The following is a 24,731-nucleotide window of genomic DNA, read 5'->3' as shown; positions in this document are numbered from 1 at the left end:
GGGTTTGGATGCCGACCTCTCAGAATCGACATGGATCATCGCTGGCATGGCTGAGGTAACCGTTCTTGCAGTTGGCGGCACCGGCGAATCCCACGTCGGCGACGACGGCGCCCGTGTGCGCGGACTCCTCAGTGCCGTCACCGACGAACTCGACAGTCGATTCGATTCTCGCTGGGTCGCTTATCCCGCATCGTATGGTCCGGTCGCCGACGGTGGCCTGAGCTTTCGGCACAGCACCGCGATGGGTGTGAAGGCCCTCACCGCCGAAATCGCACAGACAGACGGCCCGGTCATGCTGATCGGTTACTCACAGGGATGCACCGTGATCCGCTCGGCTCTTCCGACGCTGAACCGCGCCAACATCATCGGAGTCGGACTGATCTCCGATCCTCAACAACCGGCAGGCGTGATCGAAGGTTGTGAGGGACACGGAGTTGCCGGCGACGGACCCGATATCCAGCCGTGGATTCCGGTCAAGTGGATCGGGCACCCGCAGGACATGATCTGTAATGCCAGCGACGACAGCTACATTCGCGACATCGCAGACTTGACGCGCTGGATGTCCTTCTCGCAGGCACGCGTGTGGGCAGGAAAGGTTTGGGAACTACTTCGTAGCAATGCTTTCCAGAATGCGCAGAAGACTCGTTTCAGTCCCAAACAGTGGCGTACCGATCTACGACGCATTCGCACCGCGTTCCTCGAAGTACTTGGTTATCTGCCGACGAAGTTGAACCTGAACCGATTTCAGCTCAAGAACCCTCGCGGCGGTAGACACATCAGCTACGCGATCGAGCCTCTTGACGAGAGCGGACTGACCGGGTGTGAGGTTCTGGCGTCGTGGATGAAGGTCCAAGCGAGCGGCGTCGGGCAGCACATTCACGCGGCCTGACCTTTACCGTTAGTTTACCTAACGAACCCCGGCGAGCCATTCGACGCCTCTACGTTCCTTTCATGCAACTGAGCAGAATATTGTCGTGCGCCGCCGTGACCGTCGCACTCCCCCTCACCGCCCTGGCGGCCCCGGCCGCCGCATCGCCCACCGGCAGTCTCGACTGGTCCGGTTCGTTCGGTAGTTCAGCGCCCCAGCCGGTTTCGACGTTCGACGTCCAAGCCCACCGCGGCGGGCTCGGCCTGTACACGGAAAGCAGCCTGGCCGCGTTCGCGAATGCCCTCGAAATGGGCGTCAGCACACTGGAACTCGATACCCAGATCACCGAGGACGGGATCGCTGTCGTCACGCACGATCGCAAGATCTCGAACAAGAAATGCCTCGACACCGAGCCCGCCACTACCGGCGACCCGGAGTTCCCGTACGTCGGCAAATTCGTCAACACGCTGAGCCTGCAACAGATCAAGACCATGGACTGCGGCACGCTCCCCCTTGCCGGATACCCTGAGCAGCAAAATGTTCCGGGAGCGAAAATGCAGACACTCGAAGAAGTGCTCGCTCTGGTGAAGTCGTACAACGCACCCGGAATCAAGCTCAACATCGAGACCAAGGTGGAAGCGGGAGCACCTCACGAGACCGCCCCGCGTGAGCAGTTCGTCTCTGTTGTTCTCGACACGATCCGGGCAGCCGGATTGTTGGACAGCGTCACCATTCAGAGCTTCGACTGGGGCTCACTCATGCTCACCCGTCAGCTCGCGCCGAGTGTGCCTGTCGTCGCGCTCACCAATGGCGACTTTCTCCAGGTAGGCAAGGACGGAGCATCACCGTGGCTCGGCGGTCTGGACATCGATGATTTCGGTGGCGACGGCATCGCTGCGGTGGCAACCTTTGGTGCCTCCGCCTACTCCCCTGTCCAAGGAACTCCGCAGGGCGGAAAGGTCGGGGATCCCGGTTTCACCCTCTATCCGACAGCCGACATGATCGCGAGCGCACATGCGCGTGGCATGAAGGTCATCCCGTGGACCGTCGATGATCCCGCCACCATGCACGCCCTGATCGACCTCGGTGTCGACGGAATCATCACCGATTACCCCGATCGTCTCCGAGCCGTCCTGACCGAGCGAGGCATGCCACTACCTGCACCTGCGGTCAAGAAGTAGCCTCCACCGCGCACCGAAGCAGGTACCTGAACAGGTACTACGGCCGATGTCCCCGGGGTCCCGTCGGCCGCATCCTGGACAGGTACTTACTCGGGTGATCGGAGGTGAATTCTGATGATGTCTTTGAAGGACCAACTGGACAACTGCGAATACCTACTTGCCGACGCGGAAATGGCGGGTGACTGGAATGCTGTTCGGCGATTCAGGGAATACCGGCTGAGGCTCGTTCGACAACTGTGCAGGCAAAGGGCTGCCGGTCTCTGCGCCTAGAGGCCTCACCTCAGCCGTATCTGAACTGAGTCCCTCTGGGCGGTTACGATCCGCCGTCGCCCGAGTCACAGTCGGGTGCTCTCACCAATTGAGCTACAGAAGGTATGGACCGCAGTGCTTTTCGACTGCGATCTTTCTCTGCCGAACCATACGGGCCCGCATCTCGCCTGCGCTACTGATTTTCGACTCGACGATCTCTGGTGATCACCGCTCCGAGTTGGTCCCCACGTCCCCGCGGGGACGTCTCCGGCAAGGCCGCACCGAATCACCACTGACCAGCAGTCGATGGGATGATTACCTGTGTGTCCATGTCCCCACCGCTGCCCGTCAAGAACGGGGTTGGCCCGACGCGCCTTCGCATCCCGCTCTCTGGGCCGTGGACGACGATCGCCGAGTACGTCGTAGCCAAGTTCGACCATCTGGACGCCGAAAACCTGTATCGGCGGTTCGACGACGGCGAGTTCGTGGGAATCGACGGCACCTCGATCCGCCGGAGCACAGAACTCAGCGCGCACCGGTTCATCTGGTACTACCGTGAGTTGCCGGCTGAGGACCCGGTGCCGTTCCACGAAGAGGTCCTGCACATCGACGACGACCTGGTCGTCATCGACAAGCCCCATTTTCTCCCGACCACCCCCAGCGGGCGCTACCTGCGCGAGTCCGCGCTCGTCCGACTGCGGGTCCGCCTCGACAACCCAGATCTGACTCCGATCCATCGACTCGACCGCGGCACCGCAGGGGTGGTGATGTTCTCGGCTCGCCCCGCGACGCGCGGCGCGTACCAGTCGATGTTCGAGAAGCGGCAGGTCACGAAGGTCTACGAGGCGGTGTCAGCGCGACCGCCCCGGTGGGGCCAGGACGCACCGGCGTTCGCCGAATCCAACGGCCCCCTCGTCTACCGCAACCACATCGAAGCTCGGCGCGGAGAGTTACGGGTCCTCGTCGACGACAGCCGTGAACCTAACTCCGAGACCATGATCGAGGCGCGAGGGACGGGCGTGAGCGCCTCCGGACGTGCTGTGCTGCACACGGTTCTACGTCCGCGGTCCGGACGGATGCACCAGTTGCGGGTTCATCTGGCGGCTCTCGGCGCCGGGATCCTGGGCGACCGGCGATACCCCGACCTGCTTCCCGACGCGCCGGACGATCATTCTCTCCCACTCCAATTGCTCGCGAGGGAACTCGAATTCACCGACCCGTTGTCGGGGAAAGCGCGGCGGTTCGTCACCCGTCGGACGCTCAGCGAGATGCCCGTGGGGTGACGACCAGAAGCCGCGGATTTAGACGTTGAAGCGGAACTCCACCACATCGCCGTCGGCCATGACGTATTCCTTGCCCTCCATGCGGACCTTGCCTGCAGCCTTGGCTGCGGCCATGGAACCGGCCTCGACGAGGTCGTCGAAGGACACGATTTCAGCCTTGATGAAGCCGCGCTCGAAGTCGGTGTGAATGACGCCGGCAGCCTGGGGAGCGGTGTCGCCCTTGTGGATGGTCCAGGCGCGAGCTTCCTTCGGACCAGCCGTCAGGTAAGTCTGCAGCCCGAGGGTGTGAAAGCCGGTGCGCGCGAGAGCGTGCAGGCCGGGCTCGGTCTGACCGATCGAGTCGAGCATTTCCTGGCGGTCTTCCTCGTCCAGCTCGAGCAGTTCCTGCTCGACCTTCGCGTCGAGGAACACAGCGTCGGCCGGTGCGACGGATGCGCGCAATTCCGCAATCTTCGCTGCGTCGGTGAGCACAGACTCGTCGGCGTTGAAGACGTACAGGAAGGGCTTGGTGGTGAGCAGGCTCAGCTCACGAAGCAACGAGAAGTCGAGCTTGTCCTTGACGCTGAAGAGCGTCGTGCCCTCGTTGAGGAAGGCCTGAGCCTTGAGTGCCTCGTCGTGGGCCGGCTTGAGCTCCTTGTTCTTGCGAGCTTCCTTGTCCAGACGCGGGAGAGCCTTCTCCAAGGTCTGCATGTCGGCGATCACGAGTTCGGTCTCGATGACCTCGATATCGGAGGCCGGGTCGACCTTGCCGTCGACGTGGATGACGTCGTCGTCGGCGAAGACGCGAACTACCTGGCAGATGGCGTCCGCTTCACGGATGTTGGCCAGGAACTTGTTACCCAGGCCTGCGCCCTCGGACGCTCCCTTGACGATGCCGGCAATGTCGACGAACGACACGGTCGCGGGGAGGATGCGCTCGGAGCCGAAGATCTCGGCGAGCTTCTGCAGCCGCGGATCGGGCAGCTCGACCAGACCGACGTTGGGTTCGATGGTCGCGAACGGGTAGTTCGCTGCCAACACGTCGTTGTTGGTCAGTGCATTGAAAAGGGTGGACTTGCCGACGTTGGGCAGTCCGACGATTCCGAGGGTAAGGCTCACGGTCTGTGGATTCTACGGCCTCGCGGCGACGTGACGGGTACTCGCCCCACCGTCACGTCGCGGCAGGTGATCAGTTGTAGGTATACGAATCGACGGACGACACGATCGCAACCAGGAAGATGACGTAGAACGCGATGAACAGCACCCAGCAGATCACGGCTATGAGGAGCGAAATCTGCCCGAGCTTCTTCACCCGCTCGGACGCGTACTGCGCGCCCTGGTGATCGCCCATCGCCCACTTCGGGTAGATGTCGTGGAGATGGTTGAACGCGGCGAACGCGATAGGCCAGAAGAAGATGATCGACGCGACGGCCCATCCCGCGTTGGACTTCGGCGGACCGTACTGCGGCGCCGCGTACGTGGGAGCGGCACTGTACTGCTGGGTCGCGCTGTACTGCTGACCGGTCGGATACTGCTGTCCGGCTGAGTACTGCGGGTCGGTCGGGTACTGCTGGCCCGTCGGATACTCCTGGCCTGCTGAATATTGCTGACCGGCTGAATACTGCTGGCCCGCCGGATACTGCTGTTCCTTCGGATACTGCTGCTCCTTCGGGTCCTGCGGGTCGGTCGGATATTGCGGTTCGGTCATCATTCCCCCAAAGAGTCGGATTCGGTTCTCTATCGCAGAACCTAGTGGAGACTTACCGCTGCCGTGTCACAGTGAGCGCCTACGCTCTCGAGGTGACTCGGATGCTGATCGTGCTCTTGATATGGATAGTGGGTCTCGGCACCGCCGCGCTCGCAATTGTCGCCTCGCCCGGATGGTGGGTGATCGCTGTCGTCACTCTCGCGTTGGCGGCCATGGGCACCTACGACCTCACTCAGAAGTCCCACAGCATCCTCCGTAACTATCCGGTCCTGGGGCACGCGCGATTCCTCCTCGAGAAGATTCGACCGGAGATCCAGCAGTACTTCGTCGAATCATCCACCGATGGAATGCCATTCGATCGCGAAACGCGAGATCTGGTTTACGAGCGGGCAAAGGGAACACTGGCGGAAGAGCCCTTCGGGACCGAGCGCGACGTCAATGCGATCGGCTACGAGTTCATGACGCATTCGATTCGCGCACGGACCGCCCCCGACACCGTTCCCCGAGTTCGCCTCGGCGGACGCGATTGCACGAAGCCGTACGACATCGCTCTCCTGAACGTCTCCGCGATGAGCTTCGGGTCGTTGTCCGCCAACGCAATCGAGGCCCTCAACGCCGGCGCAGCCAAAGGCGGTTTCGCTCACGACACCGGTGAAGGCGCGATCAGTCCGTATCACCGCAAACACGGCGGCGATCTGATCTGGGAAATCGCTTCGGGATACTTCGGATGCCGAACCGAGGATGGCCGATTCGATCCTGACCGTTTTGCCGAGCGTGCCGGACTCGATCAGGTGAAGGCCATTTCGATCAAGCTCTCGCAAGGTGCGAAACCCGGGTTGGGTGGCGTGCTTCCCGGAGTCAAGGTCTCCCCCGAAATCGCTGAAACCCGCGGGGTACCCGTCGGCCAGACCGTGATTTCGCCACCCGCGCACACCGCGTTCAGCACCCCGGTCGAACTGGTCGATTTCATCGCGACCCTGCGAAAACTGTCGGGAGGCAAGCCGGTCGGGATGAAACTGTGTGTCGGCTCGCGTCGTGAATTCCTCGGAATCTGCAAGGCGATGATCGAACGCGGTATCACGCCCGACTTCATCATCGTGGACGGTTCCGAAGGCGGCACCGGCGCAGGTCCGGTGGAGTTCGAGGACCACATGGGCATGCCGTTGACCGAGGGCCTGATGCTGGTGCACAACGCTCTGGTGGGAACTGGTTTGCGCCCTCTCGTGAAAGTCGGCGCTTCCGGAAAGGTGGCAAGCGGTTCCGACATCGTCAAACGCATCATCCAGGGCGCAGACTTCACGATGGCGGCCCGCGCAATGATGTTCGCAGTGGGCTGCATTCAGGCCCAGATGTGCCACACCAACCGCTGCCCGGTCGGCGTTGCCACTCAGGATCCGGCACGCACCCGCGCACTCGACATCCCCGACAAGAGCGAGCGCGTCTACCGCTTCCAGAAGGCAACCGTCGCCAGCGCACAACAGATGATCGCGTCGATGGGCATCGATTCGTTCGACCAACTGCAACCGGGAATGCTCAACCGCCGCGTCGACGGTCTCACCACTCGCACCTATGCCGACCTGTTCGACTGGCTGATGCCGGGCGAACTGCTCGACTCCCCGCCGCAGAGCTGGCTCACCGATTGGATCGACGCCGACGCTCACCGATTCTGACGTCGGTCGACTCCCGCGTTTCAGATCGCGCGGATTCACCCTTCTGGTCCTACAGTGACAGATGGCCCGCTGTGACGGCGGCCACACGTGCACTAGTGGACGGAGTTCGACGATGAGCTTGACGACTGCGCCGGAACCAAATGTCGAGTACCTGAAAACCGATCCTGACCTGCCACCTGTCGGCGTCATCGACAAAACACCCATCTCCACGACTGCGCGCGTCGTCTTCCTTGTTCTCGGACTGGTCGGCGCGGGCGCCTGGTACATGATTGCGATCGTCCGCGGTGAACACATCAGTGCCGTCTGGTTCGTGTTGGCCGCAATTTGCACTTATCTGATTGCCTACCGCTTCTATGCGCGGTTGATCGAACGCAAGATCGTCAAACCCCGCGACGACGTCGCCACTCCCGCCGAGATCATGGAGAACGGCGCCGACTACATGCCGACCGACCGTCGGGTGCTGTTCGGTCACCACTTCGCGGCAATTGCCGGTGCCGGCCCCCTGGTCGGACCCGTGTTGGCCGCGCAGATGGGATATCTTCCGGGAACGATCTGGATCATCGTCGGCGTCGTGTTCGCCGGGGCGGTGCAGGACTTCATGGTCCTGTGGATCTCGTCGAAGCGCCGCGGGCGCAGCCTCGGTCAGATGGCCCGCGAAGAACTCGGCCTTGTCGGCGGCGTCGCCGCACTGATCGGCGTGTTCGTCATCATGATCATCCTCATCGCGGTGCTCGGACTTGTGGTCGTCAATGCGCTCGCCGAGTCCCCGTGGGGAGTGTTCTCGATCGCGATGACCATCCCCATCGCGCTGTTCATGGGCGTGTACCTGCGGTATCTGCGGCCGGGCAAGGTTTCCGAGGTCTCCTTGATCGGCGTCGTCCTGCTTCTCCTTGCCATCGTCTCCGGCGGATGGGTTGCCGATACCGGTTGGGGCACAGACTGGTTCACACTCTCGAAGGTCACCATCGCGTGGCTGATGATCGCGTACGGATTCGCCGCATCGGTGCTGCCGGTCTGGCTGCTCCTGGCACCGCGCGACTACTTGTCGACGTTCATGAAGGTCGGCACCATCGCGCTGCTGGCCATCGGAATTCTGGTCGCACGACCCGCGCTGAACATGCCGGCAGTGACGCCGTTCGCCTCCAACGGCGAAGGCCCGGCCTTTGCCGGTTCACTGTTCCCGTTCCTGTTCATCACCATTGCCTGTGGCGCGCTCTCGGGCTTCCACGCACTGATCGCGTCAGGTACGACGCCAAAGCTGCTCGAGAAGGAAAGCCAGACCAAGATGATCGGGTACGGCGGCATGCTGACCGAATCGTTTGTCGCGATCATGGCTCTGGTCACCGCCTGCATCCTCGATCAGCACCTGTACTTCGCACTCAACGCTCCCGCGGCACTGACCGGTGGAACACCGGAAACCGCAGCCGAATACGTCAACAATCTGCCCCTCGGCACTGCCCCCATCACACCGGACGTGCTGACTCAGGCAGCCGAGGCCGTCGGCGAAGAATCGATCATCTCGCGAACCGGCGGCGCCCCGACGCTCGCGTTCGGAATGTCCGAAGTACTCAGCGACGTCTTCGGCGGCGACTCGCTGAAATCGTTCTGGTACCACTTCGCGATCATGTTCGAGGCGCTCTTCATCCTCACCACGATCGATGCCGGCACCCGCGTCGCTCGATTCATGCTCTCCGACTCGCTCGGCAACTTCGGCGGTCCGGCAAAGAAGTTCAAGGACCCGTCGTGGCGCATCGGCGCGTGGCTGTGCTCGCTGATCGTCGTCGCTGCCTGGGGCGCGATTCTGCTCATGGGTGTCACCGATCCGCTCGGCGGAATCAACACACTCTTCCCGCTCTTCGGCATCGCCAACCAGCTACTCGCCGCGATCGCACTGACGGTGGTCATGACGATCGTCATGAAGAAGGGCCTGTTCAAATGGGCCTGGATTCCCGGCGTGCCGCTGGTGTGGGACCTGGTCGTAACCATGACCGCGTCGTACCAGAAGATCTTCTCCGACAACCCCGCGATCGGGTACTGGGCTCAGCACAACGTGTTCAAGGACGCGAAGGCTGCCGGCGAGACGGCGCACGGTTCTGCGAAGACTCCGGAGGCCATCGATGCCGTCATTCGCAACACCTTCATCCAGGGCACGTTGTCGATCATCTTCGCGTCACTGGTGATCGTCGTGGTCATCGCCGGGATCATCGTATGTGCCAAGGCAATCCGAGAGGGCGGGCTGCCGACCACAGAGTCCCCGGAAGAACCGTCGAAAATCTTCGGACCCGCCAGCTTCATTCCGACGCCCGCGGAGAAGGAAATCCAGAAAGAATGGGACGAGCTGATCAAAGCCGGGAAAGTCCGGGCGCCCGGCGCCGCACACGGAGGTGGGCACTGACCATGACGACGGCGACCATGACGGCAAAACTCACCACAGCGTTCCGCGGAACGCTGTGGTGGGTTCGCTCGGTGATGGGTGATCTCGACTATCAGCGCTACGTCGAGCACACCCGACGCCACCACGCCGACTCACCGGTGATCAGCGAACGAGAGTTCTGGCGCCGCCGACACGCAGCAGCCGACGCCAACCCAGGCGCCCGCTGCTGCTGAATCCGGTCAGGGGCAGGTGGCCTTCGCGAGTTCGTAAATGTGGCCCGCCTGCTCGTCGGTGGGCTTGTTGCCGTTGTTCTCGGCCAGGTCCGCGATCTTGGTCTTGACCTCCGCCTCGTCCGTGCCGTTGGCGACCTCGGTACACGTGGTCGTCAAGATCTCCTCGATGTCTGCGTCGTCGCGGTTCTCCGCCAACGGTGCGTAAGCCCCACGGAACGTGGCGACGAACAGCGCCGTCTTGCCCTGATCGATGGCGTTGCCCGCTGACTGTTTCGCCGTCTCGAGCGCCTGTTGCCCGCTCGTGACTGCCTCGCTGATCTTGTTCTGCGCGTTGTCCTGATCCTCGGTGCTACACGCGGTGAGCCCGAGAACGACGATTGCTGCTGCCCCGACTGCTGCTGCGATTCTCATGACGGAAATGTTAGTCCGATCAGCATGCTTCAAAACACAGTATTGCAGCGCAACACACGAGTTATCGCATGCAGTCGTTACGATCAGCTCAGCTAGATCACCGGATTCGCACATCGGCGAGGAGATCCCTGCGCCGACGGAAAGGACGATCAGTGAGCGAGCAAGACAAGGGGACGTCCGCAGGGGTGCGCAAGCGCGACCGCGGCGAGATCATCGGGCAAGGGGGTATGTGGCTCGCAAAATGGTCGTTGGTGTTGGCGTCGATTTCGCTGGGCGCCTGGATTTTCGGCTGGCTGATCGAAAAGCTCTGGGTCATCATCCTGCCGGTGGCTCTGGCTATCGTTGTTGCGACAGTCATGTGGCCGCCGACCCGCGGCATGATCAAGCGCGGTATGCCACCGGCCGCGGCAGCCGGCATCACCCTGGTGCTCTCGATCGGAATCCTCGCCGGTGTGATCGCCGGCATCGTTCCGTCAGTGGTCAGCCAGGCCCCCGAGCTCGCGAACAAGACCACCGAGGGCATCAACCAGGTTCAGGACTGGCTCCAGGGTCCGCCGCTGAACCTGAAGGACGACCAGATCGACAACGCCGTCCATGCCGTCATCACCAAGGTGCAGGAAAGTGGAACCGCCATCGCTTCAGGCGTTTTCAGCGGCGTGAGCACAGCGAGCTCGTTGTTGGTCACGCTCGGTTTGGTCCTGATTCTCGCTTTCTTCTTCATCAAGGACGGACCGAGGTTCATCCCCTGGCTCCACGCTGTCGGCGGCGGCCGCGCCGGTCGGCATCTCGAAGAGGTCCTCACCCGCATGTGGGACACGCTCGGCGGATTCATCAGGACACAAGCACTGGTGAGTCTGATCGACGCGGTCTTCATCGGCGCCGGACTGCTGATACTCGGGGTCCCGCTGGCACCGGTGCTGGCAATTCTCACGTTCATCGGTGGCTTCATCCCGATCGTCGGTGCCTTTGTCGCCGGCGCCCTGGCCGTGTTGGTTGCGCTGGTGGCCAACGGTCTCACCACCGCCATCATCGTGTTGATCATCATCCTGGCCGTTCAGCAGATCGAAGGAAACGTCCTTCAGCCTGTGCTGCAGAGCAAGTCGATGAAACTCCACGCCGTCATCGTGCTGCTTGCCGTTGCCGCCGGTAGCTCGCTGTACGGCATCGTCGGCGCCTTCCTCGCAGTGCCCGTCGCCGCTGTGGCAGCAGTTGTCATCCGGTACATCGGCGAGCAGATCGACGAACGCGCAAGCGACAACGAGCCGATGCCCGCCGGCGATGCGTCGGACATCCTCGAGGATCAAGACGACGACGCCGAGTCAGAGGTAGAGAACAAAAAGGCCTGATCAGCCCGCGATCACCTTCACCGAGGAGCCTGCACGTCCGCGAATGACGTGCAGGCGACTCGGGATTCGCTGCCTCATCTCGTCCACGTGACTGACGATGCCCACCACTCGTCCACCGTCGCGAAGCTCGTCCAACACAGCCATCACCGAGTCGAGGGTGTCGGCGTCGAGAGTGCCGAATCCTTCGTCGATGAACATCGTGTCGAGAACGATTCCGCCGGACTCCGCCGCAACCACATCGGCAAGTCCGAGGGCCAAAGACAATGACGCCAAGAATGATTCACCGCCCGAGAGCGTCTTCGCCGAGCGAACCACACCCGTGAAGTCGTCCCGGATGTCGAGTCCCAGACCGCCGCGGCGACCCCGAGAACCTGCCTCGTCACTGTGCACGAACTCGTATCTGCCCCCGGACATCCGCTGCAGCCGAACCGATGCCGACACGGCGATCTCTTCCAACCGCGACGCGAGCACATACGCTCGCAGCGACATCTTGCGACTGTTCTGACCTTTGCCGGCGATCACGTCGGCAAGCGCCGCGAGTTCGTCGTGCAGTTCACGCTCAGGTGCAACCGCTTCGTATGCCTTCTCGAGTTGTCCGCTGAACCGTTCGAGATCCGACACACGGTTCTCGGCCAGGGAAGCAGCTGCAACAGCCGAGTTCACCACCTCGGCGCACCGAAGAGCACGCTCGCGAGGACCGTCGACGTCGACTGTCTCGACTTCGCTCACCGCAACAACCTCGGGGTCGTCGAGGACCGTCCGAGCGGCCACCTCGAGGTCGCGTGCTTTGGCGAGTTCCGTTTCGATCGCCGCGATTCGGGCCGGCGATCTCACCCCTTCGATCGCAGCCTCGACCGAATCGAATCCAGCAGCGGCCGCCGCAGCGGCCAGTTTGGTCGACAGTTCCGCCGATCGCGCCTGCGCACGAACGGCGTCGTCACGCATCTCAGACGCCGCCGAGGCAGCGGAGGCAAGCCTTTCGAACCGCGAGCGCCGAGCAGCGATGGTCGAATCTTCTCCCACCGCAGCGACGATCGCCGCTCGAATCTGCTCGACCGTGGCCGACAGAGTCGTCGTACGCTCGGTCAGTGCCGCCAATTCGGCCGTCAGAGAAGCGGATTCCTGTTGCAGCTCGCCGTCACGCTCGTTGAGATGCCCGAGCTTGTCGGCCAACCCTCCAACCTGACCGGCAGAGTGGGTCGCCTCGTCAACGGCGTTCCGAGCCGCGGCGCGGAGCCTGTCGAGTTCTGCAACGTCTCCGTCCCCGCCGCGGGCGATCACCCGGTCGATGTCACGGTCGACGGTTACCTGGCGGTCGACTACCTTGCTCAGGGCTTTCTCGGCCGCACCCTCGGCTGCGGACGCGACTTCCAGATCGGGCTCGGTGACCGTCACGACATCAGACTGCGCCGGCGCAGGGTGTTCACGCGAACCACACACCTGGCATGGGTCACCGGGCGCGAGTGAACTCGCCAACTCCGCAGCCATGCCCTCGATACGCTTCTGCACGAGGTCGAGCCAGCGCCCGCGAGCACTCTGATAGGCGTCGCGCGCATCCAACACCTGCACACGAATCTTCTCGGCTTGCGTACGCAGAGAGACGAATTCATGAGCCGCTGCCGCAGCATCCGATGCTTTGGCCAGTGCAGCTTCGAGGCCGGGCAGAGTGGCATGCGCGCGTTGCGCGTCGTCCAATCTTTGGCCGGCCGAGCGCACCAGTTCCGGTAGTTGAGTTCGTTCAACCGCGATGGCATCCATGCGCTCGGACAGGGCGTCTCGCCGAACTCCGAGTTTCTCGATCTCGGCTTCCGCCGCATCGGCTCTGCGAGCGTCCTCCGCCATCGCGTCGAGACGAACGATCTCGTCACGCCAGGTCCGGATCCGAGCGATGACGCGTTGACGCTCATCGTCGGTGGGTGGCCACACTTCCGGCTCGAAAATTTCCGGCCCGCCCGTTGCCGAGTAGGTCGACATCGCGGTGTTCATCGATTCGAGCGATGCGGCAAGACCCACGCGGGCAGTCTCCACATCGTCGGCGACAGCGGCTACCGGCACAGCCCGCTTGGCACTCTCGAGTTCGGCGCCGATCGCAAATCGGTGCGCGGCGCCCGTATCGAATGCTGCGAGTTCAGCGGTCGCACGATTGCGGCGAGCGACCAGATCTGCGGTTCGCTGCGCCGCCGACAGAACCCGATTAGCCTCGGCTGCTGCATCTTTCGCGGTCACCAGCTCCGCAAGACTTGCATCGCGGGTGTCCTGAGCCTCGGCGAGGAGTTTGCGCGACCATTCCAGTGGGTGTGCCTCGGCGCCTACCTCGAGTCCCGCAGCTGTCTCGACCTTCGCGAGCAGCAGCCGCACGGATTGCTCCCTGGCCGCGAGCGCGGTCGCACTTGCCTTTCGCTTGGCGTCGAACCATGCCTCGACGGAGACAAAACGTTTGGTGTCGAACAGACGCTCGAGCAGTTTGCCTCGCTCGTCGCTCTCGGCACGCAGGAATTTGGCGAACTCACCCTGCGGCAAGAGCACCACCTGGAAGAACTGATCAGCGCTCATGCCCATGAGGCGGTTGATCTCGTCACCGATGTCAGGGATGCGCGAAAGGTTTTCGCCGCGGCCGTCCAACCACGTCAGTGTGGCCTTTGCATTCTCTGTGATCGAACCGGTGCCACGCTTCTTCGGGCGCGAATACTCTGGACTGCGAACAAGTTTGATTCTGCGACCACTGATGGTCGCTTCGAGTTCCACGCGCGGCACCGAACCGGCGGGCGCGTGATCGGACAGTAGCCGTTTGCCCTCGTTGCGCGCACCCGGCACCCGCCCGTACAGGGCAAACGCAACCGCGTCGAGGATCGTGGTCTTGCCTGCCCCGGTGTCACCGTGCAGAAGGAACAGCCCGTCTGCACCCAAACGGTCGAAGTCGACCTCGACCGTGTCGGCGAAGGGCCCGAAAGAGCTGACTTCGAGTTTGTGCAGCCTCACGCGGTTTCACTCAGTTCTACCGTGGACTCCTCGGCGCGCGCGGCAGCGCTGAGCGCTTCGGCCATCAATGTGACCTCACGCTCGGACGGGTCACTACGCACTGCCGAGACAAAGCCGCGGGCGATCTCCATGTCGGATCGACCCCGTACCGCGTCACGGTACTTGAGATCCGATTGCCCTTCCGGCCTTTGCCATTCGAGATGAACGGCAAAGGGAAAACGCGCCTGAAGTTGCCTCATGGCATCGACGGGACGAACCGGATCAGTGAGCAATGCGGAGAGGTAGCACTGCTCGGAATCGGTGTACTTCGACTCACTGAGTAGTTCCTCGAGAGTTCCCGTCACCTGGCTCAGCCCCCGAATGACCGGGAGATCCAGGCGCTGCACCGACGACAGGCCGGCTGCGTCGAGTTCTATCAGCAGCGCCGCCTTACGGTGGCTGCGTTCACCGAACGAATACGGCAACGGTGAACCCGAGTACCGCACACTCTCCGAGAGCATCTGCGGAGAATGCAGGTGTCCGAGGGCGACGTAGTCGACGCCGTCGAACTCTCCCACTGCGACGGTCTCCACTCCGCCGACCGAGATGGAGCGTTCCGATTCAGAGGCCTCACCGCCCACGACGAAGGCATGGGCGAGCAATACCGATCGAGTCGCGGGGTCGGCAGCCGTTCGTTCGGCGAGATCTCGCCGAACACGCGACATGGCCGCTCCGAGGATGTCGGAATGAGTACGAGCCCGGGGCACGTCCAACTCGACGCGCGTGATCTCCGGCTCGAGGTACGGAATCCCGTAAAAGGCGACAGGACCGAACTGATCGCTCAGCATCACCGGAGTACCGATCTGGCCGACGCGAGTGATCAAGTGCAAGCCGCCGGCAGCGGCAAAGGATGCGCCGGCTCCGAGCCGCACCGCGGAATCGTGATTGCCGGACGTCGCGACGATGACCGCCCCCGCCGCCCGGATTGCCTCGAAGCCTCGATTGCACACGGTGACCGCGTCGGAACTGGGAATCGAGCGGTCGTAGATGTCCCCCGGCACGACCACGACGTCGACTCCGTGTTCGCGGACGGAATCTGCGATGGAACCGAGCACACTCGCCTGATCGGCCAACAGATCGACGCCGTGAAAGGTGCGACCTATATGCCAATCGGAGGTGTGCAGAATCTTCATGAATCCGACGGTAGAGCAGCCCACCGACACCGCCGATCTCCCACGCTGACGGCTTCGTCGGTGTGCCCCAACCCACGAGCGTCCGGTGACCCTGCACACAATCCGTCCGGTTCGTTTGACGAAGAACCCGAAACCATCGCGCCATCGCGTCGATAAATGCGCCAGCCACGACCCGCACAAACACGGCCGACAACGCAAGAACCGCTAATGTCGTTATGTGTCTGCAACCCAACGTGCTCGCTCCGGGGTACCGCTGGACAAGCGATCGCTCATCGTGACCGTCCCCGGCCTGCCCTGGTGGGGAGTGATCCTGCTTGCTGCCGGTGTGACCGCCGTCGGCGTACTGATCGATGCCACCGGAGGCGGCGGAGAGCTCACCGCGGTGTTCTCGACGTTCTACTTCCTGGGCTGTCTCTTCGCTGTGGTTGCCGCTTCGAACAAAGCACTCTTCACCGCGATGGCCCAACCGCCGTTGCTGCTCTTCGCTGCGGTGCCGATCGGGCACACGCTCATCGGCAAGGACAACAGCACCGCGCTGCGCGATATCGCGATCAACATCGCGTACCCGTTGGTCAACCGCTTTCCGATCATGCTGGCCGCAACCGTCGTCGTGCTGATCATCGGCGGTTTCCGGTACTTCCTGCTCAATCAGCGTCCCACCGGGCCTGCCCGCTCGACCCGCTCCCGCCGCTCGGGGGCCACCACTCGTGACTCCTCTGCAGCTGCCACGCGAGAACAACCCGCACCCGAGACCGGGCGTCGACGCAGAGTCTCGGACGCGCCCGTCCCCGGGCCCCCGCGTCGCCGCGCCCCCGAGGTGGACGAGCAGCCCGCCTACCGAAGCACCCCCAGGCGCGAGCCGATCCAGGACGAGCGTCCGCTGCCGCCTCGGAGAAGCCCTCTGCCACCCAGGGTCGATCGCACGCACCAACCGCCTACGCGTCGCACTCAGCCCGACAGTCGGCCCGTGGCAGACGACGACTACCCGTCGTACGGTCGCCGCCGGGCGCCCGAGCCCACTCCGACGCCCAGACGGGAGGAGCGGATGGAGCCCTTCTTCGCTTCGGGTGACGACGTATCGCCGCCGCTGCCCCCTCGCCGCCGCCCACCCGGAGTCGATCTTCCCGCGTATCCGCCGCCGCGAGTTCGGTACCGCGATCGCGAAGAGCCCTGAACAGACGCGCCCGGTAGCACAAAAAATGCGGGGCACCTTCCAGATGGAAGGTGCCCCGCATTTTCTTGATTCAGGACGTGCGCGCTGCTCGCAATTCACGGGGAAGGGCGAACACCAGAGTCTCGTTGGCAGTGGTGACGGGTTGAACGTCGTTGTATCCGTGCTCGGCAAGAAGTTCGATCACGCCGCGCACGAGCACCTCGGGTACCGATGCACCCGACGTGATGCCGACGGTCTGGACACCCTCGAGCCACGCGAGATCGACCTCACGGGCGTAGTCGACCAGGTACGACGCGGCAGCGCCCGCCCCGAGCGCGACCTCGACCAGGCGAACCGAGTTGGACGAGTTCCGCGAACCCACCACGATCACGAGATCGCACTCGGGCGCCATCGCCTTGACCGCGACCTGACGGTTCTGCGTGGCGTAACAGATGTCGTCGGACGGCGGGTCCTGCAGATTGGGGAAGCGCTCACGCAGGCGCGCGACGGTCTGCATCGTCTCGTCGACGCTCAGTGTGGTCTGGGAAAGCCAGATGACCTTCGACTCGTCACGAACCGTGACCGCGTCGACCGAATCCGGGCCGTCGACGATGGTGACGTGATCGGGAGCCTCACCTGCGGTGCCCTCGACCTCCTCGTGGCCTTCGTGGCCGATGAGCAGAATGTCGTAATCGTCGCGGGCGAATCGCTTTGCTTCCTGGTGCACCTTCGTGACCAGGGGGCACGTCGCGTCGATCGTTCGCAGGTTCCGCTCGGCAGCCGAGTCGTGGACGGCCGGCGACACACCGTGCGCCGAGAACACGAGCAACGATCCCTCGGGAACCTCGTCGGTTTCGTCGACGAAGATCACGCCTTGATCTTCGAGCGTCTCGACGACGTGGCGATTGTGGACGATCTCCTTACGCACGTAGATGGGTGCGCCGTGCTTCTCGAGGGCCTTCTCCACGGTCTCGACCGCGCGGTCGACGCCGGCGCAGTAGCCGCGAGGCTCGGCGAGGAGCACGCGCTTGGCGCTGCCCTTGCGGGTGGACGGCGAATCAGCCGAGTGCGCGATACCGAGATTGAGAGGAACAGCCGAAGACATGTGATCAGCCTACTGGCACCTCGAACGTGAGACACTCCGGCAAACGTGAACACCTCGGTTTCGGGCTCCGATCGAAGGTTCCGAAGTAAACGAGTACGGCCGTCACAGGCAAGTCGGCTACCGATTGTCGGAGCTTTGCGGCAAGCTGTGGGAATGATCCGACCACCGTTCGTGGCGCGCGTTGCCGCGGGACTCGCCGTCACCGCGATGGAAGAGGCAAAGAAGCTGCCCACCACCGCCGTCGCCCTGCCGATGACCGCCGTGAGCCAGATGCTGCAGACAAGCATGCGCGTGCAGCAGTCGATCACCTCGTTGGCCATCAAGGGCGATCAGGCATTTGCACTGATCAACTGGTCTTCCGAGGACGAACAGCCCGAGTGGGCGGTCTTCGACGAAGACGTCGACGCGCCTGCTGACCCGACGTCTTCCACCGGATCGACCACCGCTGACACCCCGACCAACGCCGGTCGCTTCGCGCTCTACTCGCTCGAGCCGACTGCCCCCATCGAGGAACCCGCACCCGTCGCCGAGTCCGAATCCACGGCAGCTACGACGGACGGACCTGCCGAAGAGCCCGAGATCGTCACCGAACTCGACTACCCCAACCTCACACTCGCACAGCTCCGTGCGCGCATCCGGACGCTCAGCATCGACGAGCTGACCGCAGTCCTGGACTACGAGAATGCGACGCTCGCCCGGGCACCGTTCCAGACCATGCTCACCAACCGCATCACCACAGCCAAGGCAAAGTGACTTCCGCAACGCCCCCCGCTTCATCGCAGCGATCGTCCGGCGCCAGCAGCGCTGAGCAGCCGTGGCCGGTCCGCACGGTTTCCGCCAAGGTCGCCGGCTGGATCGATCGGCTCGGCAGCATCTGGGTCGAAGGTCAGATCACCCAGATCAATGCACGCCCCGGCACCCGAACGGCCTTTCTCGTCCTGCGTGATCCGTCGGCAGACATGTCGCTGTCGATCACGTGCTCACCGCAGTTGTTGCACAACTCCCCGGTGCCGTTGACCGAGGGCTCGCGTGTCGTGATGTTCGGCAAGCTCTCGTTCTACACCGGACGCGGAACGGTGTCGTTGCGTGTCACCGAGATTCGCGCCGTGGGTATCGGTGAGCTGCTTGCCCGCATCGAGAGACTGCGCGCCTTGCTCGCCGCCGAGGGCTTGTTCGATCCGCGGCTCAAACGGCCGCTTCCGTTTCTGCCCGGCACGATCGGCCTGATCACGGGCCGAGCCAGTGCGGCCGAGAAGGATGTCGTCTCAGTCGCCCATCGTCGTTGGCCAGCAGTTGCCATCGCAGTGCGTAACACCGCGGTTCAGGGCCCGACTGCTGTTCCCCAGATCATCGAAGCGCTGAAGGAACTCGACGCCAACCCGGTAGTCGACGTCATCATCCTCGCTCGCGGCGGCGGTAGCGTCGAGGATCTCCTGCCGTTCTCCGACGAAGCGCTGTGCCGCGCCATCGTGGCCTGCACGACGCCGATCGTCAGTGCCATCGGACACGAGCCGGACAGCCCGCTCAGTGACCACGTCGCCGACCTGCGCGCAGCCACACCCACGGACGCGGCCAAGCGCGTCGTACCCGACGCGGTTGCGGAAGCTGCCCTGGTTGCGGATCTGCGTGACCGCAGCGCTGCGGCACTGCGCAGCTGGGTCAAGCGTGAGTCTCATCTGATCGAACAGTTGCGCACTCGACCGGTCATGGCATCGCCGCTGCTCGCGGTGGACCGTCGCGCCGAGGAGGTCGAAAGGCTCCAAGCCGCCGGACGACGCGATGTGACTCGGTTGATCGACACCGAGTCCCGAACGATCGAGCATCTGCGCGCCCGGCTCACCACGCTGGGCCCCGCCGCGACGCTGGCCCGCGGGTACGCAGTCGTGCAACGTGTTGTCGCCGACGGCGATCCGGAGGTTCTGCGCTCGGTCGAGGACGCGCCACCCGGAACCCAGATTCGAGTTCGACTTGCAGACGGCGCCGTTCGCGCCGCAGTGATGGGAAGAGAAAAATGAGCAACGCCACCGACACCGACACCGACATCAACGAACTCGGCTATGAAGCAGCCCGCGACGAATTGGTGAGCGTCGTGAAGATTCTCGAACAGGGCGGTCTGGACCTGGACGCGTCACTCTCACTGTGGGAGCGAGGCGAAGCGTTGGCCAAGCGCTGTGAAGAGCACTTGGCCGGCGCGAGGGCCCGCGTCGAAAAGGCTCTGGCCGAAGCGGACGAGTAGCGTCCGCTTCGACCGCAAATCCTATGGCGTGATCGGCTGCGCTGCGCCGACCTTCTCGGCAAGAATCCGGAACTCTTCCGGCGTCGCCGCGCCCGTGAGCAACAGGCGAACATCCCCGATGTCCGTGACCCAGATCGACTCGACACCTTCGCCGCCGAAGACGTTCCACGTATCGGCACCGACGGTCTCGACTCCGGTCGCGAATCGCTGTCCACCGGCAACATGTGACACCAACGGGAATTCCTCGGCGTTGCTCTGTGTCAGCTGGATGTAGCGACCACTGGTCGTGATGAATCCCACAGTGCTCGAATCTCCGCCGCCGTCGCCGGAGATGATCTTGCGACTGCCGGAGTTCGGAGTCCACCCGTCCGGAACACCGGGATTACGGATGGGAAATCCGAGTTCCTTCGCGTCGTAGTTCAGAGCTGCGTCCACGTCGACGCTCGGGATAGGCCCCTGCGTCGGGCCGCCAGGACTGAACGTGCACTGGCTGGCGATGCCCGCAATGATGATGCAGAACAGCACCAACGGTACGAGAGACCAGACCATGTCTTTGTTGTCTTCGAGAATGCGGGGTTTCTTCGATGCCACACCCCCAGTATCCAGGTACTGCGCAGTAGATACGATTCCCGGTCCCCCTCGAGCGAGACAAAACGTCTCTGCGGCGACCCGACAGCGCACGTAGCCGCTCCCATCTGGGACAATGACGCCTGAAGAAACCACTGCGTCGACACACCCCGTCGACCGCGACCGCGCCAGGAGGCACCGCACATGACGGCCAGCAGCACTCATCGTGAGACCCCGGACCGTAACCTCGCACTCGAATTGGTCCGAGTCACCGAAGCCGGTGCTATGGCTGCCGGCCGCTGGGTAGGCCGCGGCGACAAGGAAGGCGGCGACGGAGCAGCCGTCGACGCGATGCGTCAGCTCGTCTCCTCCGTCTCGATGCGCGGCATCGTCGTCATCGGTGAGGGCGAGAAGGACGAAGCGCCGATGTTGTTCAACGGCGAAGAGGTCGGAAACGGCGACGGTCCCGACTGTGACTTCGCCGTCGACCCGGTCGACGGCACCACCTTGATGTCCAAGGGCATGCCCAACGCGATCTCCGTTCTTGCTGTTGCCGAGCGCGGCGCGATGTTCGATCCGTCGGCCGTGTTCTACATGGAGAAGATCGCTGTCGGGCCGGATGCCGCAGATGTCATCGACATCAGCGCACCGATCGCCGAGAACATCAAGCGCGTCGCCAAGGTCAAGAAGGCGTCGGTCTCCGACATCACGATCTGCATCCTGGACCGCCCGCGTCACAACCAGCTGATCCAGGACGTTCGCGACACCGGCGCCCGTATCCGTCTGATCTCCGACGGTGACGTTGCCGGCGCGATCGCCGCAGCGCGTCCGGAGTCCGGCACCGACATGCTCGTGGGCATCGGCGGAACGCCAGAGGGCATCATCGCCGCAGCAGCCATGCGCTGCATGGGTGGATCGCTACAGGGCAAGTTGGCCCCCACCGACGACGAAGAGCGTCAGAAGGCCATCGACGCCGGTCACGATCTCGATCGGATCCTGTCCACCGAAGATCTCGTCTCGGGCGAGAACGTCTTCTTCTGCGCCACCGGCGTCACCGACGGTGACCTCCTGCGCGGCGTCCGCTACTACGGCGGCGGCGCCAGCACGCAGTCCATCGTGATGCGTAGCAAGTCCGGCACCGTTCGCATGATCGACGCGTACCACCGTCTCGAGAAGCTGCGCGAGTACAGCTCCGTCGATTTCGACGGCGAAGAGGGCGCGGTTCCCCCGACGTTCTGATGGGCTCCGCCCCGTGAGTGGTTAGGGAGTCCCTGCATTCCTCAACCGCTCACGGGGGACGTAGTCCCCTACCCGCTCTCGAAAAGTGGCAATGTGGAGCCATGACGGAGAGCAACGATCAACAGTTCCGAATCGAACACGACACCATGGGCGAAGTTCGGGTGCCCATCGACGCACTGTGGCGAGCACAGACCCAGCGTGCAGTCGAGAACTTCCCGATCAGCGGGCGCCCGCTCGAGCGCACCCAGATCCGCGCAATGGGCTTGCTGAAAGCAGCGTGTGCGCAGGTCAACAAGGACCTCGGACTCCTCGACGCGGACAAGGCCGACGCAATCATCGCCGCCGCGAACGAGATCGCCGAAGGCAAGCACGACGATCAGTTCCCCATCGACGTCTTCCAGACCGGCTCGGGAACCAGTTCGAACATGAACGCCAACGAGGTCATCGCGTCCATCGCGAAGGCCGCCGGTGTGGACGTACATCCCAATGATCACGTCAACATGTCGCAGTCCTCCAACGACACCTTCCCCACCGCCACGCATGTCGCAGCTACCGAAGCAGCGGTCACCGATCTTGTTCCGGCACTGGAACATCTGCATGCTGCGCTTGCAACGAAGGCGACCGAGTGGAAGACCGTCGTCAAATCCGGACGCACCCATCTGATGGACGCTGTGCCGGTCACGCTCGGTCAGGAGTTCGGCGGCTACGCACGTCAGATCGAGGCCGGCATCGAGCGCGTCAACGCAACACTCCCCCGCCTCGGCGAGCTGCCGATCGGCGGAACAGCAGTCGGCACCGGTCTCAATGCTCCGGATGGATTCGGCCCCAAAGTTGTTGCCGAACTGGTCAAGTCGACCGGTGTCGACGCGCTGACTCCGGCGAAGAACAGCTTCGAAGCGCAGGCCGCGCGTGACGGACTGGTCGAGGCATCGGGCGCGCTGCGGACCATCGCCGTCTCACTGACGAAGATTGCCAACGACATTCGGTGGATGGGATCGGGTCCGCTGACCGGGCTCGGCGAGATCGCACTCCCCGATCTGCAGCCGGGTAGCTCGATCATGCCCGGAAAGGTGAACCCGGTCCTGCCCGAGGCAACTACTCAGGTTGCGGCTCAGGTGATCGGAAACGACGCCGCCATCGCGTGGGGTGGCGCAGCCGGAGCTTTCGAACTCAACGTCTACATTCCGGTCATGGCCCGCAACCTGTTGGAGTCGTTCACCTTGCTGGCCAATGTCTCTCGTCTGTTCGCCGACAAGTGCGTCAGCGGACTGGTCGCGCACGAGGAGCACCTCAAGACGCTCGCCGAATCGTCGCCGTCGATCGTGACACCGCTCAACTCGGCAATCGGTTACGAGGAAGCCGCAGCCGTCGCGAAGCAGGCACTCAAGGAGAAGAAGACGATCCGTCAGGTCGTCATCGAGCGCGGACTCGTCCCGGACAAGCTGAGCGAGGAAGAACTCGACAAGCGTCTCGACGTTCTGGCGATGGCGAAGGTCAAGGACTGAACAAACAAAAGAGTGGCGGTTTCCACTTCGGAAACCGCCACCCTTGCACTCACACCGCAGCGGTTGCCCGCCACTCGTCGGTGCGATCGGGGCTCGCCTCGGCCAATGCCTTCAACGTCGCTTCTCGATCGAAGTCCTTGCCGTACACCGGAGTTCCCGGCTGCTGACGCCAGGAATCGTCGATCGTTCCCGCATCGACGGGATCGAAGCCCAACTGATTGATCAGATCGAAGACGACCTGCTTGTTCGCGTCGTCGTCGCCGGCGATGGGTAGCGCAATGCGCCCCTCTGCACCTTCGGGAAGGCCCTTCTCGAGAAGATGCTTCCACCAGATTCCGTTGAACGCCTTGAATACCGGAACACCCAGGTGCTCCTGCACCCATCCGCTTTCGGTCTGTCCGTCCTCGATGGCGGCGATCAGACCGTCACGCTGTTGCGGGTAGTAGTTGTTGGTCTCGATGACCGGGGCACCGGCGACCGCACCGCTGAGAATCCCCGCCGGTAGATCAACCACGTTCTTCTGCGGAATGCTCACGATGACCAGCTCGGCACCCTCGGCGGCCTCGGTGCTGCGGACTGCCTTCGCACCCGTCTCGGCTTCCAGTTCTGCAAGCGTGTCCGGTGTCCGCGAGTTCGAGACGCGCACGTCGTGACCGAGCGCAGCGAGCCTACGTGTGAGCGTGCCACCGATCTGACCGGCTCCGATGATTCCGATGCGCATGACCCTGCTCCTTCGTCGTGTGCAGTGGCGATCGCGCCACCGCTGCATTCGTCAACGACGAGAACGCACCGGGTCATTCCGCACCGGCCATTTCAACTCCCGTTGATTCAATCGGCTGACGGATCGAGTGCGAGCCTGATGCGAACACTGACCGGGTCGGTCTGCAATCCGCGAAAGGCAGAGGCCGTCAGCGCCGATCTGATCTTCCCCGACGCAAATGTCTTCACCCGTGCCGGCACGTCGTCGTCCGGCATGATCTGGGCCTGTCCGTCCACCCACTCGCCGCGGCGACGGATCCGAACCTTCGGCGTCGCAGAGATATTGGCACCCCACCCCATGCCGGTGCCATGCTGCGCAATGACCCACGCCTCGTCACCGTCGTAGGTGATCGCAACGGGCACTCGGCGGGTCAGACCGGTTCGGCGTCCAACCGTCTCGATCTCGGTCATCAACGACGGCATCAAACCGATCCGATTCAATCCGGTGACCAGCGGATTGGCGAAATACTTCCCGACTGCGACTTCGATTCTTCGTTTTCGTGCAACTGACGTCGGTACCGGCATGTCGTTTCCTCTCCTCCGAAGCTGGTGCTCGAAGCAACAGCTCTATATCGCACGATATAACCACTGTTCGGGGAGTTTTGCCACCAAGAATCTTCGTCGATACCCACCACCTGCACACAACACTTGACTGTGTCTGTCGGTTACATCTAGTCTCAGATTCGTTCCTATACCGATCGACATACTGGGAGG

General features: G+C 63.2%; 22 protein-coding genes and 1 tRNA gene. 13 read left to right on the top strand and 10 right to left on the bottom strand.

Annotated elements, in window-relative coordinates; genetic code table 11:
* Window positions 1-46: 46 nt before the first annotated feature.
* Complete coding sequence (locus RWT78_RS12015) at window positions 47-889, top strand: PE-PPE domain-containing protein (RefSeq protein WP_314675846.1); 843 nt, start codon at window positions 47-49, stop codon at window positions 887-889.
* Between the two features lie 62 nt (window positions 890-951).
* The gene (locus RWT78_RS12010; protein ID WP_175280099.1) at window positions 952-2,049 is read left to right on the top strand and encodes a glycerophosphodiester phosphodiesterase family protein; all 1,098 of its coding nucleotides are present in this window, start codon (window positions 952-954) and stop codon (window positions 2,047-2,049) included.
* Between the two features lie 300 nt (window positions 2,050-2,349).
* On the opposite strand, the gene RWT78_RS12005 is transcribed toward RWT78_RS12010, so the two are convergent.
* Window positions 2,350-2,422 (bottom strand) — tRNA-His (locus tag RWT78_RS12005).
* Window positions 2,423-2,609: 187 nt separating this feature from the next.
* On the opposite strand from RWT78_RS12005, the gene RWT78_RS12000 reads away from it, so the two are divergent.
* The gene (locus RWT78_RS12000) at window positions 2,610-3,581 is read left to right on the top strand and encodes a pseudouridine synthase (protein ID WP_314675842.1); all 972 of its coding nucleotides are present in this window, start codon (window positions 2,610-2,612) and stop codon (window positions 3,579-3,581) included.
* Between the two features lie 18 nt (window positions 3,582-3,599).
* Here RWT78_RS12000 and ychF read toward each other — a convergent pair whose 3' ends face one another.
* Both ychF and RWT78_RS11990 read right to left on the bottom strand, forming a co-directional pair.
* A complete protein-coding gene (ychF, locus tag RWT78_RS11995; RefSeq protein WP_003945278.1) occupies window positions 3,600-4,679 on the bottom strand; it encodes a redox-regulated ATPase YchF in 1,080 nt (359 codons plus the stop codon).
* 70 nt (window positions 4,680-4,749) lie between these two features.
* The gene (locus RWT78_RS11990) at window positions 4,750-5,268 is read right to left on the bottom strand and encodes a CD225/dispanin family protein (protein ID WP_020970247.1); all 519 of its coding nucleotides are present in this window, start codon (window positions 5,266-5,268) and stop codon (window positions 4,750-4,752) included.
* A gap of 92 nt (window positions 5,269-5,360) precedes the next feature.
* On the opposite strand from RWT78_RS11990, the gene RWT78_RS11985 reads away from it, so the two are divergent.
* From RWT78_RS11985 to RWT78_RS11975, 3 genes are all read left to right on the top strand, one after another.
* Window positions 5,361-6,938: an FMN-binding glutamate synthase family protein gene (locus tag RWT78_RS11985; protein ID WP_042449196.1), complete on the top strand. Its 1,578-nt coding sequence runs from the start codon at window positions 5,361-5,363 to the stop codon at window positions 6,936-6,938.
* 112 nt (window positions 6,939-7,050) lie between these two features.
* Entirely contained in the window at window positions 7,051-9,333 is a 2,283-nt protein-coding gene (locus RWT78_RS11980; RefSeq protein WP_314675837.1) for a carbon starvation CstA family protein, read from the top strand.
* A gap of 2 nt (window positions 9,334-9,335) precedes the next feature.
* Window positions 9,336-9,545, top strand: a complete 210-nt coding sequence (locus tag RWT78_RS11975; protein ID WP_003945213.1) for a YbdD/YjiX family protein — start codon at window positions 9,336-9,338, stop codon at window positions 9,543-9,545.
* Window positions 9,546-9,551: 6 nt separating this feature from the next.
* On the opposite strand, the gene RWT78_RS11970 is transcribed toward RWT78_RS11975, so the two are convergent.
* Window positions 9,552-9,956, bottom strand: a complete 405-nt coding sequence (locus tag RWT78_RS11970) for a hypothetical protein (protein ID WP_208690406.1) — start codon at window positions 9,954-9,956, stop codon at window positions 9,552-9,554.
* Window positions 9,957-10,108: 152 nt separating this feature from the next.
* On the opposite strand from RWT78_RS11970, the gene RWT78_RS11965 reads away from it, so the two are divergent.
* Window positions 10,109-11,302, top strand: a complete 1,194-nt coding sequence (locus RWT78_RS11965; RefSeq protein ID WP_003945249.1) for an AI-2E family transporter — start codon at window positions 10,109-10,111, stop codon at window positions 11,300-11,302.
* Here the strand turns inward: RWT78_RS11965 and RWT78_RS11960 are convergent, their stop codons facing one another.
* Both RWT78_RS11960 and RWT78_RS11955 read right to left on the bottom strand, forming a co-directional pair.
* Complete coding sequence (locus tag RWT78_RS11960) at window positions 11,303-14,281, bottom strand: SMC family ATPase (RefSeq protein WP_314675833.1); 2,979 nt, start codon at window positions 14,279-14,281, stop codon at window positions 11,303-11,305.
* Entirely contained in the window at window positions 14,278-15,453 is a 1,176-nt protein-coding gene (locus tag RWT78_RS11955) for an exonuclease SbcCD subunit D (protein WP_037132012.1), read from the bottom strand. The genes RWT78_RS11960 and RWT78_RS11955 overlap by 4 nt, the downstream gene beginning before the upstream one ends.
* A gap of 217 nt (window positions 15,454-15,670) precedes the next feature.
* Here RWT78_RS11955 and RWT78_RS11950 point away from each other — a divergent pair, with 217 nt between their 5' ends.
* Window positions 15,671-16,627 carry a DUF6542 domain-containing protein gene (locus tag RWT78_RS11950; RefSeq protein ID WP_314675830.1) on the top strand — a complete coding sequence of 319 codons (957 nt, stop codon included), beginning with the start codon at window positions 15,671-15,673 and terminating at the stop codon, window positions 16,625-16,627.
* A 70-nt stretch (window positions 16,628-16,697) separates the two neighbouring features.
* On the opposite strand, the gene RWT78_RS11945 is transcribed toward RWT78_RS11950, so the two are convergent.
* Window positions 16,698-17,711, bottom strand: coding sequence for a 4-hydroxy-3-methylbut-2-enyl diphosphate reductase (locus RWT78_RS11945; RefSeq protein WP_003945273.1), 1,014 nt, complete (start codon window positions 17,709-17,711; stop codon window positions 16,698-16,700).
* A 153-nt stretch (window positions 17,712-17,864) separates the two neighbouring features.
* On the opposite strand from RWT78_RS11945, the gene RWT78_RS11940 reads away from it, so the two are divergent.
* Genes RWT78_RS11940 through RWT78_RS11930 form a run of 3 tightly spaced genes read left to right on the top strand, consistent with a single transcriptional unit; the run spans window position 17,865 to window position 19,947 of the window.
* The gene (locus RWT78_RS11940; protein WP_134932325.1) at window positions 17,865-18,464 is read left to right on the top strand and encodes a lipid droplet-associated protein; all 600 of its coding nucleotides are present in this window, start codon (window positions 17,865-17,867) and stop codon (window positions 18,462-18,464) included.
* Window positions 18,461-19,726, top strand: coding sequence for an exodeoxyribonuclease VII large subunit (gene xseA / locus RWT78_RS11935; RefSeq protein ID WP_007726351.1), 1,266 nt, complete (start codon window positions 18,461-18,463; stop codon window positions 19,724-19,726). The genes RWT78_RS11940 and xseA overlap by 4 nt, the downstream gene beginning before the upstream one ends.
* Window positions 19,723-19,947: an exodeoxyribonuclease VII small subunit gene (locus RWT78_RS11930; protein ID WP_019744579.1), complete on the top strand. Its 225-nt coding sequence runs from the start codon at window positions 19,723-19,725 to the stop codon at window positions 19,945-19,947. The genes xseA and RWT78_RS11930 overlap by 4 nt, the downstream gene beginning before the upstream one ends.
* A gap of 21 nt (window positions 19,948-19,968) precedes the next feature.
* Here the strand turns inward: RWT78_RS11930 and RWT78_RS11925 are convergent, their stop codons facing one another.
* The gene (locus RWT78_RS11925; RefSeq protein ID WP_314675823.1) at window positions 19,969-20,538 is read right to left on the bottom strand and encodes a DUF4245 domain-containing protein; all 570 of its coding nucleotides are present in this window, start codon (window positions 20,536-20,538) and stop codon (window positions 19,969-19,971) included.
* A 180-nt stretch (window positions 20,539-20,718) separates the two neighbouring features.
* Between RWT78_RS11925 and glpX the strand changes: the two genes are divergently transcribed.
* Both glpX and RWT78_RS11915 read left to right on the top strand, forming a co-directional pair.
* Complete coding sequence (gene glpX, locus RWT78_RS11920) at window positions 20,719-21,753, top strand: class II fructose-bisphosphatase (RefSeq protein ID WP_003945202.1); 1,035 nt, start codon at window positions 20,719-20,721, stop codon at window positions 21,751-21,753.
* Between the two features lie 101 nt (window positions 21,754-21,854).
* On the top strand, window positions 21,855-23,258 hold the full coding sequence (locus RWT78_RS11915; RefSeq protein WP_003945220.1) for a class II fumarate hydratase: 1,404 nt from the start codon (window positions 21,855-21,857) through the stop codon (window positions 23,256-23,258).
* 49 nt (window positions 23,259-23,307) lie between these two features.
* On the opposite strand, the gene RWT78_RS11910 is transcribed toward RWT78_RS11915, so the two are convergent.
* Both RWT78_RS11910 and RWT78_RS11905 read right to left on the bottom strand, forming a co-directional pair.
* Window positions 23,308-24,027, bottom strand: a complete 720-nt coding sequence (locus RWT78_RS11910) for an NAD(P)-binding domain-containing protein (protein ID WP_314675813.1) — start codon at window positions 24,025-24,027, stop codon at window positions 23,308-23,310.
* A 59-nt stretch (window positions 24,028-24,086) separates the two neighbouring features.
* The gene (locus RWT78_RS11905; protein ID WP_314675811.1) at window positions 24,087-24,542 is read right to left on the bottom strand and encodes a nitroreductase family deazaflavin-dependent oxidoreductase; all 456 of its coding nucleotides are present in this window, start codon (window positions 24,540-24,542) and stop codon (window positions 24,087-24,089) included.
* Window positions 24,543-24,731 lie beyond the last annotated feature (189 nt).

Origin of the sequence: uncultured Rhodococcus sp., assembly GCF_963525155.1 — a bacterium.
In the GTDB taxonomy this organism is placed as follows: domain Bacteria; phylum Actinomycetota; class Actinomycetes; order Mycobacteriales; family Mycobacteriaceae; genus Rhodococcus_F; species Rhodococcus_F qingshengii.
The sequence above is the reverse complement of the archived record's forward strand: the minus strand, read 5'-3'. Positions and strand labels throughout refer to the sequence as shown.

Coding starts and splice junctions, on each gene's coding strand:
- RWT78_RS12015 (WP_314675846.1), top strand. CDS start 47: ATGGCTGAGGTAACCGTTCTTGCAGTTGGCGGCACCGGCGAATCCCAC.
- RWT78_RS12010 (WP_175280099.1), top strand. CDS start 952: ATGCAACTGAGCAGAATATTGTCGTGCGCCGCCGTGACCGTCGCACTC.
- RWT78_RS12000 (WP_314675842.1), top strand. CDS start 2,610: ATGATTACCTGTGTGTCCATGTCCCCACCGCTGCCCGTCAAGAACGGG.
- RWT78_RS11990 (WP_020970247.1), bottom strand. CDS start 5,268: ATGACCGAACCGCAATATCCGACCGACCCGCAGGACCCGAAGGAGCAG.
- RWT78_RS11980 (WP_314675837.1), top strand. CDS start 7,051: ATGAGCTTGACGACTGCGCCGGAACCAAATGTCGAGTACCTGAAAACC.
- RWT78_RS11975 (WP_003945213.1), top strand. CDS start 9,336: ATGACGACGGCGACCATGACGGCAAAACTCACCACAGCGTTCCGCGGA.
- RWT78_RS11970 (WP_208690406.1), bottom strand. CDS start 9,956: ATGAGAATCGCAGCAGCAGTCGGGGCAGCAGCAATCGTCGTTCTCGGG.
- RWT78_RS11955 (WP_037132012.1), bottom strand. CDS start 15,453: ATGAAGATTCTGCACACCTCCGATTGGCATATAGGTCGCACCTTTCAC.
- RWT78_RS11945 (WP_003945273.1), bottom strand. CDS start 17,711: ATGTCTTCGGCTGTTCCTCTCAATCTCGGTATCGCGCACTCGGCTGAT.
- RWT78_RS11940 (WP_134932325.1), top strand. CDS start 17,865: ATGATCCGACCACCGTTCGTGGCGCGCGTTGCCGCGGGACTCGCCGTC.
- RWT78_RS11930 (WP_019744579.1), top strand. CDS start 19,723: ATGAGCAACGCCACCGACACCGACACCGACATCAACGAACTCGGCTAT.
- glpX (WP_003945202.1), top strand. CDS start 20,719: ATGACGGCCAGCAGCACTCATCGTGAGACCCCGGACCGTAACCTCGCA.
- RWT78_RS11915 (WP_003945220.1), top strand. CDS start 21,855: ATGACGGAGAGCAACGATCAACAGTTCCGAATCGAACACGACACCATG.
- RWT78_RS11910 (WP_314675813.1), bottom strand. CDS start 24,027: ATGCAGCGGTGGCGCGATCGCCACTGCACACGACGAAGGAGCAGGGTC.
- RWT78_RS11905 (WP_314675811.1), bottom strand. CDS start 24,542: ATGCCGGTACCGACGTCAGTTGCACGAAAACGAAGAATCGAAGTCGCA.